Origin of the sequence: Pseudomonas sp. R19M (assembly GCF_050312585.1) — a bacterium.
GTDB classification, from domain to species: Bacteria; Pseudomonadota; Gammaproteobacteria; order Pseudomonadales; family Pseudomonadaceae; genus Aquipseudomonas; species Aquipseudomonas palleroniana.
In genome coordinates this window covers 83,386-91,050 of record NZ_JBNPJV010000074.1, presented here as the reverse complement: position 1 = coordinate 91,050, position 7,665 = coordinate 83,386, and the positions used below count along the sequence as shown (strand labels likewise).

General features: G+C 61.2%; 5 protein-coding genes. 3 read left to right on the top strand and 2 right to left on the bottom strand.

Going from position 1 to position 7,665, the window contains the following annotated elements; genetic code table 11:
• Positions 1–122: 122 nt before the first annotated feature.
• The gene (locus tag ACQRBT_RS16120; RefSeq protein ID WP_060756066.1) at positions 123–557 is read right to left on the bottom strand and encodes a MarR family transcriptional regulator; all 435 of its coding nucleotides are present in this window, start codon (positions 555–557) and stop codon (positions 123–125) included.
• Between the two features lie 121 nt (positions 558–678).
• Positions 679–2,805: a DNA helicase RecQ gene (recQ, locus tag ACQRBT_RS16115; protein ID WP_090369493.1), complete on the bottom strand. Its 2,127-nt coding sequence runs from the start codon at positions 2,803–2,805 to the stop codon at positions 679–681.
• A 287-nt stretch (positions 2,806–3,092) separates the two neighbouring features.
• Here recQ and ACQRBT_RS16110 point away from each other — a divergent pair, with 287 nt between their 5' ends.
• From ACQRBT_RS16110 to ACQRBT_RS16100, 3 genes are all read left to right on the top strand, one after another.
• Positions 3,093–3,680: a YecA family protein gene (locus ACQRBT_RS16110; RefSeq protein ID WP_060756068.1), complete on the top strand. Its 588-nt coding sequence runs from the start codon at positions 3,093–3,095 to the stop codon at positions 3,678–3,680.
• A 10-nt stretch (positions 3,681–3,690) separates the two neighbouring features.
• On the top strand, positions 3,691–4,116 hold the full coding sequence (locus ACQRBT_RS16105; RefSeq protein ID WP_174554033.1) for a YbaN family protein: 426 nt from the start codon (positions 3,691–3,693) through the stop codon (positions 4,114–4,116).
• Positions 4,117–4,189: 73 nt separating this feature from the next.
• Positions 4,190–7,660 carry a hybrid sensor histidine kinase/response regulator gene (locus ACQRBT_RS16100; protein WP_244385351.1) on the top strand — a complete coding sequence of 1,157 codons (3,471 nt, stop codon included), beginning with the start codon at positions 4,190–4,192 and terminating at the stop codon, positions 7,658–7,660.
• Positions 7,661–7,665 lie beyond the last annotated feature (5 nt).

Below are 7,665 nucleotides of genomic sequence, written 5' to 3'. Positions count from 1 at the left end.
ATAAACTGCTGACTGGCACACCCTCATCGGGAGCAAGCCCCCTCCCACAAGTTATTCATCGTCCGTTCTATCGCTTAGCTTAACTGACTGGCATTAGGGCAAGCCCGCTCACTACAGCCGGGTCAGGACTTTTCCAGGTTCGCCAGGATGTGCCCATGTACACGCATGCACACGCGCATGTCCTCTTCATCCACGCCCACAAACAGTTCATGGCGCAAGGCCGTGGCGATGGTTTCGATCTGGTCGATCAGCGGCCGGGCGCTATCGCACAACAAGATGCGCTTGGCGCGACGGTCTTCCAGCACCGCCTGGCGCTGGACCAGGCCCTGGCTTTCCAGGCTGTCGAGCAGGCGCGCCAGGGTCGGCCCTTCTACCCCGACGCTTTGTGCCAGCTCACGCTGGGTGGGAGCTTCTTCAAAACGGGCCAGGTGCAACAGCACCAGCCAACGCGCCTGGGACAAGCCCAGCCCCGCCAGGCGACGGTCCAGTTCGGCACGCCAACCTCGGGACATTTGCGCCAACTGCATGCCAAAACGGTGTTGATCGGTTAACGGCATAAAAAACTCATGATTTAGACTGAAAATAAAGTGTGGCTAATTATTAGTCAGCTAAGCATGAGCCATGCCAGTAGGCAAGCCTCGCTATGTACTGATTCGTTACATTGTCGCAATTGGCACACTAAATCTCGAATTCAGACTGCAAAGCGGCACGCACACAGTACAGAACACCCTCCGGTACACGCCCGATAAACAGCGGCGCAATTTCAGCAACCGATGGCAACTCGCCCTCACCGTCCAGGAACGCATCCTGGATTTCACCGAGCAAATCTTCCGGCAAATCAAGGGCCTGCTCCAACGACAATTGCTGCTTGCCGATGGACTCGGCGAGCAAGGTATAGACGTTCTTTTCCGAACACTGCAACTGCCCGGCGATCTGAATCGGGGTCATCCCGGCACGGGCCAGGCTGATCAGCTCATGGCGAATATCGGTGACTTCCTTCGGCGCTTCGGCCTCGCCACCGAGCACTTCCAGGAAAGCCTGGCCATAACGCTCCAGCTTGCGCGCACCGACGCCGCTGACCCTCGCCATTTCGGCCAGGGTGGTGGGTTGCTCACGCAGCATTTCCAGCAACGTGGAGTCGGGGAAAATGACATAAGGCGGCACGCTGTGTTCCTGCGCCAGTTTGCGGCGCAAGGTGCGCAAGGCTTCCCATTGCTCGCGCTCCTCGCCACGCACCAGTTGGCTGGCCTGGCTGGTACTGCTCTTGGCGGTGGCCTGCGGCTTGAGGTCGCGGCGCAGCTCCAGGCTCACTTCGCCCTTGAGCAACGGCCGGCAGCTGTCGTTCAAACGCAGGCCGCCGAAACCTTCAATGTCGATATCCACCAGCCCACGCGCAACCATCTGACGAAACAACGAACGCCACTCGCCTTCGGCACGGGCCTTGCCGACACCGTACACCGAGAGCTTCTCGTGCCCGAAGCTGCGTATCTTTTCGTTGTCCTTGCCCAGCAATACATCCACCAGATGGCCCACGCCATAACGCTGGCCGGTACGGTAGATGGCGGACAGGCCCTGACGCGCCGGCTCGGTAGCATCCCAGGTCTGCACCCCATCCACGCAATTGTCGCAATGGCCGCACGGCTGCGGCATGTCTTCGTCGAAATAGGCGAGCAGCGTCTGGCGGCGGCAGCGGGTCTCTTCACACAGCGACAGCATGGCGTCGAGCTTGTGCTGCTCCAGGCGCTTGTGGCGCTCATCGCCTTCGGAGTTCTGCAGCATCTGCTTGAGCATCACCACATCTTGCAGACCGTAGGCCATCCAGGCATCCGCCGGCAGGCCATCACGGCCGGCACGACCGGTTTCCTGGTAATACGCCTCGAGAGATTTGGGCAGGTCCATATGAGCCACGAAGCGCACGTTGGATTTGTCGATGCCCATGCCGAACGCGATGGTTGCCACCATGATCAGGCCTTCCTCGTTGAGGAAGCGCTTCTGGTGGTAAGCCCGCAAATCGTTGGGCAGGCCGGCGTGGTACGGCAGCGCCGGGTAGCCTTGCTCACACAGGAACGCCGCCACCTCATCGACTTTTTTGCGCGACAGGCAGTAGACAATGCCCGCATCGCTGCGCCGCTCGGACAGGAATGCCAGCAGTTGCTTGCGCGGCTGCTCCTTGGGCACGATGCGGTAGAAAATATTCGGCCGATCGAAACTCGACAGGAAACGCTCTGCGTTCTGCAGGTGCAGACGCTCGACGATTTCTTCGCGGGTACGTTTGTCGGCGGTGGCGGTCAGGGCGATACGCGGCACATCGGGGAACAGCTCGGCCAATTGGCCCAACTGCAAATATTCACGGCGAAAATCATGACCCCATTGCGACACGCAGTGAGCTTCATCGATGGCGAACAGGGCAATTTCCAGGCTCTGCAGGAAGGCCAGCATGCGCGGCTGCACCAGCCGCTCGGGAGCCAGGTAGAGCATCTTCACTTCGCCACGCCGGATACGAGCCGCCAGGTCGCGCTGCTGTTCGGCGCTGAGGGTGGAGTTCAAGGACGCGGCGGCGACGCCGAGTTCTTCGAGCGTGGCGACCTGGTCATCCATCAAGGCGATCAACGGCGACACCACCACCGCCAGGCCGTTGCGCAACAAGGCCGGCACCTGGAAGCACAATGATTTGCCGCCACCGGTAGGCATCAGCACCAGGGCGTCGCCGCCACTGGCCACGCGCTCAATGATCGCACCCTGGCGGCCACGAAAACTTTCGTAGCCGAAGATGTCCTTGAGGACGCGTTGAGCCTGCTCGAGCATGTAAAACTCCAAAATAGTGCCGAAATCCCTCTGTACAGGCTGGCCGAGAAAAGACGATTTCACGGAAAATAATCCGTAAGCGAAGTTTTCTCGGAGGGGCGCTTGGCCTGCGGGGCATCACAAAACGCGGCAGTATACCCGAGCGTTATCCGGCAAAGGGGGCGTCTGACGAATAGTCCCATCGCTCTACCCCGGCAGCCAAACCCGGTAAATGTGGCGTTGCGGCTGGCCTGGGCGCTCAAGAAGGCCTAGAATTCAGCATCGTTTATTCCCAAGGTAGTCCTTCAATGTCCTTCGCTGAGCAACTAACCCGCCTGCAAGCCTTCCTCGACGCCGATGAGCTGCATGACGAGGCGCTGGACTACGTGGCCGCCCACGGTTACCTGACCGCCCTGTCGATCTGCTCCGAAGTCGTGCCTGACCGTGAATGGATCGACGCGCTGTTCGCCGAAGAGCCGCACTACAAGGATGCCGCCCAACGCGAGGAAATCGAATCCACGCTGATCGCCCTCAAGGCCCACATCAGCCGCCAACTGGCCTCCGACGAAGAGTTCGAGCTGCCATGCGATCTCGACCTGGGCGATGAGCCGGATGACTCCGACCTGCGCGGCTGGTGCATCGGTTTCATGGAAGGCGTGTTCCTGCGCGAAGCCGCCTGGTTCGAGACCGCCGAGGAAGAAGTCAGCGAAATGCTGCTGCCGATCATGGTCGGTTCCGGACTGTTTGAAGAAGAAGCCGAGTTTTCCGATATCGCCGCCGACGCCAACCTGATGGACGACATGATCGTACAGATCCCGGAAGCCCTGACCGCCCTGTACCTGCTGTGCAACGCGCCTGACGAAAAACCGGCGATCCTCAAGCCCCGTCACCACTGAGTCGTTGCCCATGCCCCCCATGGGCAATCGCTCGCTGCTCCTGCGCTACGCACTGCTGGCCATCGGCTGGCTCAGCGTAGCGCTGGGAGTGATCGGTATCTTCCTGCCGGTGTTGCCGACCACCCCCTTCCTGCTCCTCGCCGCCGCCTGCTTCGCCCGAAGCTCCCCGCGTTTCTATCAGTGGCTGGTGGAACACCCGCGCCTGGGCCCATGGATTCGTGACTACCTGGACGGCAATGGCATTCCGCTCAAGGGCAAGGTCTACGCCATCGGCTTGATGTGGCTGAGCATCGGTTTTTCCTGCTACCTCGTCCCTTTGCCTTGGGCACGTGGATTCATGCTGACCAGCGCGGTGCTGGTAACGATCTATATTCTGCGCCAGAAGACCCTGCCACCCCGCGACACCAAGTCGCGCTCAGACCTTGGTCGACACTGACTAACCCCAAACATCATGCGAGACTGTCCAGCCGGGCCTGGAATGCCCGGGTGTTCTCAGTTTCGGAGTTACCATGACGCTGTCCAGCGGGCTGATCGCCGCCGTTGCCCTGGCCTATATGGCCATTATGTTTGCCATCGCTTTTTACGGGGATCGCCGCCACGCGCCTTTGCCGCCGCGCATGCGTGCCTGGGTGTACAGCCTGTCGCTGGCCGTTTACTGCACCAGCTGGACCTTCTTCGGCGCCGTAGGCCAGGCCGCCGAACAATTGTGGGCGTTTTTACCGATTTATCTGGGGCCAGTGCTATTGCTGGTGCTGGCACCCTGGGTGCTGCAGAAGATGATTCTGATCAGCAAGCAGGAAAACATCACCTCCATTGCCGACTTTATCGCCGCGCGCTACGGCAAGTCCCAATCCCTGGCCGTGGTTGTCGCACTGATTTGCCTGGTCGGGGTACTGCCCTATATCGCCCTGCAGCTCAAAGGCATTGTGCTGGGCGTGAACCTGTTGATCGGTTCCGGCCCTGACACCACGGGCACTCGCGCCCAGGACACGGCCTTGGTCGTATCGCTGGTGCTGGCGCTGTTTACCATTGTGTTTGGTACGCGCAACCTCGATGCCACCGAGCACCACCGTGGCATGGTGCTGGCGATTGCCTTTGAATCCCTGGTCAAGCTGTTCGCTTTTCTCGCGGTTGGCGCGTTTGTAACCTACGGCCTGTACGACGGTTTCGGCGACCTGTTCACCCAGGCGGTACTCGCCCCGCGCCTGGAGGAGTACTGGAAAGAGACGATCAACTGGCCGTCAATGGTGGTGCAGACCGGCGTAGCCATGATGGCGATCATCTGCCTGCCCCGGCAGTTCCATGTCACGGTAGTGGAGAACATCGACCCCCAGGATCTGCGCCTGGCCAAGTGGGTGTTTCCGGCTTACTTGATCCTCGCCGCACTGTTCGTGATTCCCATCGCCCTGGGCGGCAAAATGCTGTTGCCCGGCTCGGTATTGCCAGACTCCTACGTGATCAGCCTGCCCATGGCCGAAGCCCATCCGGCCCTCGCGGTACTGGCGTTTATCGGCGGTGCATCGGCCGCCACCGGCATGGTGATCGTCGCCAGCATCGCCTTGTCGACCATGGTCTCCAACGACATGCTGCTGCCATGGCTGCTGCGACGCTCCAGCGCCGAACGGCCATTCGAAGTGTTCCGTCATTGGATGTTGTCGGTACGTCGGGTCAGTATTGTGCTCATCCTGTTGCTGGCCTATGTGAGTTATCGCCTGCTCGGCTCCACCGCGAGCCTGGCCACCATCGGCCAGATCGCTTTTGCGGCCGTCACCCAACTGGCCCCGGCGATGCTCGGCGCGCTGTACTGGAAGCAGGCCAACCGTCGGGGCGTGTTTGCCGGGTTGGCAGCGGGCACTTTCCTGTGGTTTTACACCTTGGTCCTACCGGTTACCGCGAAGAGCCTGGGGTGGTCGCTCAGCCTTTTCCCAGGGCTGACGTGGATGCATTCTCACCCGCTCGGCTTGTCCGTCACGTCGCTGACCCTGGGCACCGTGTTTTCCCTGGCGGGTAACTTCACGCTGTTCGTATGGGTCTCGATGCTGTCGCGTACACGGGTTTCCGAGCATTGGCAGGCCGGGCGATTTGTTGGCCAGGAAATCCACCAGCGCGCCAGCGCTCGCTCCATGTTGTCGGTGCAAATCAGCGACCTGCTTAGCCTCGCTGCGCGTTTTGTCGGTGAAGAACGCGCCCAGCAAAGTTTTATTCGCTTCGCCTATCGCCAGGGCAAAGGCTTCAACCCTAACCAGAACGCCGACAATGACTGGATCGCTCATACCGAACGCCTGTTGGCGGGTGTGCTCGGCGCCTCTTCGACGCGCGCCGTGGTAAAGGCTGCGATTGAAGGCCGCGAAATGCAGCTGGAAGACGTCGTACGCATCGCTGACGAAGCCTCCGAGGTCTTGCAATTCAACCGGGCATTGCTGCAAGGCGCGATTGAAAATATCACCCAGGGCATCAGCGTGGTCGACCAGTCGCTGAAGCTGGTGGCCTGGAACCGCCGTTACCTGGAGCTGTTCAACTACCCCGAGGGCTTGATCAGCGTCGGCCGGCCCATTGCCGACATCATTCGCTACAACGCCGAACGTGGCCTGTGCGGCCCCGGCGAAGCGGAAGTGCATGTGGCGCGACGCCTGCACTGGATGCGCCAGGGCCGTGCGCATACATCCGAACGCCTGTTCCCCAATGGTCGGGTGATCGAGTTGATCGGCAACCCGATGCCCGGCGGTGGGTTTGTCATGAGTTTCACCGACATCACTGCATTCCGCGAAGCCGAACAAGCCTTGACCGAAGCCAACGAGGGCCTGGAGCAACGGGTGACCGAGCGCACCCATGAGCTATCGCAGCTCAATGTCGCGCTTACGGACGCCAAGGGTGTGGCGGAATCCGCCAGCCAGTCGAAGACCCGCTTCCTGGCTGCGGTGAGCCATGACCTGATGCAGCCGCTGAACGCGGCACGACTGTTCTCCGCCGCCCTCTCCCACCAACACGACGGCCTGTCCACCGAAGCCCGGCAATTGGTGCAACACCTGGACAGCTCGCTACGTTCCGCCGAGGACTTGATCAGCGACCTGCTGGATATCTCACGCCTGGAAAACGGCAAGATCAATCCGCAGCGCCAGCCCTTTGTCCTCAACGAACTGTTCGACACCCTGGGCGCTGAATTCAAGGCGCTGGCCCAGGAACAAGGCCTGCGTTTCCGGCTGCGCGGCAGCCGGTTGCGGGTCGACAGCGATATCAAGCTGCTACGGCGGATTCTGCAGAATTTTCTCACCAACGCGTTCCGCTACGCCGACGGCCCAGTGCTGCTTGGCGTACGCAGACGCCAGGGCGAGCTGTGCCTGGAAGTCTGGGACCGCGGCCCCGGCATTCCACAGGACAAGCAAAAGGTGATCTTCGAAGAGTTCAAGCGCCTCGACAGCCATCAGACACGTGCCGAAAAGGGCCTGGGCCTGGGCCTGGCGATTGCCGATGGCTTGTGCCGTGTGCTGGGCCATACCCTGAGTGTGCGTTCGTGGCCGGGCAAAGGCAGTGTATTCAGCGTGCGCGTGCCATTGGCGCGCAACCAGGCCAGCCCGCAGCTCAAGGCCACGCAAGACAATGGGCAACCGTTAAGCGGCGCGCAGGTCCTGTGTGTGGACAACGAAGAAAGCATCCTGATCGGCATGCGCAGCCTGCTGACGCGATGGGGTTGCGAGGTGTGGACGGCCACCGACCAGGCGCAATGCGCGGCCCTTCTGGCTGACGGTGTGCGCCCGCAACTGGCGCTGGTGGATTACCACCTGGACCGCGGCGAAACCGGCACCGAACTGATGAGATGGCTGCGCGCACAAATGGCAGAGCCCATCCCCGGAGTCGTAATCAGCGCCGACGGGCGGCCAGAAACGGTGGCCGAGGTGCATGCAGCAGGCTTGGATTACCTGGCCAAGCCGGTCAAGCCGGCGGCATTGCGGGCGCTGCTGAGCCGGCATCTGCCGCTGTAATCAGG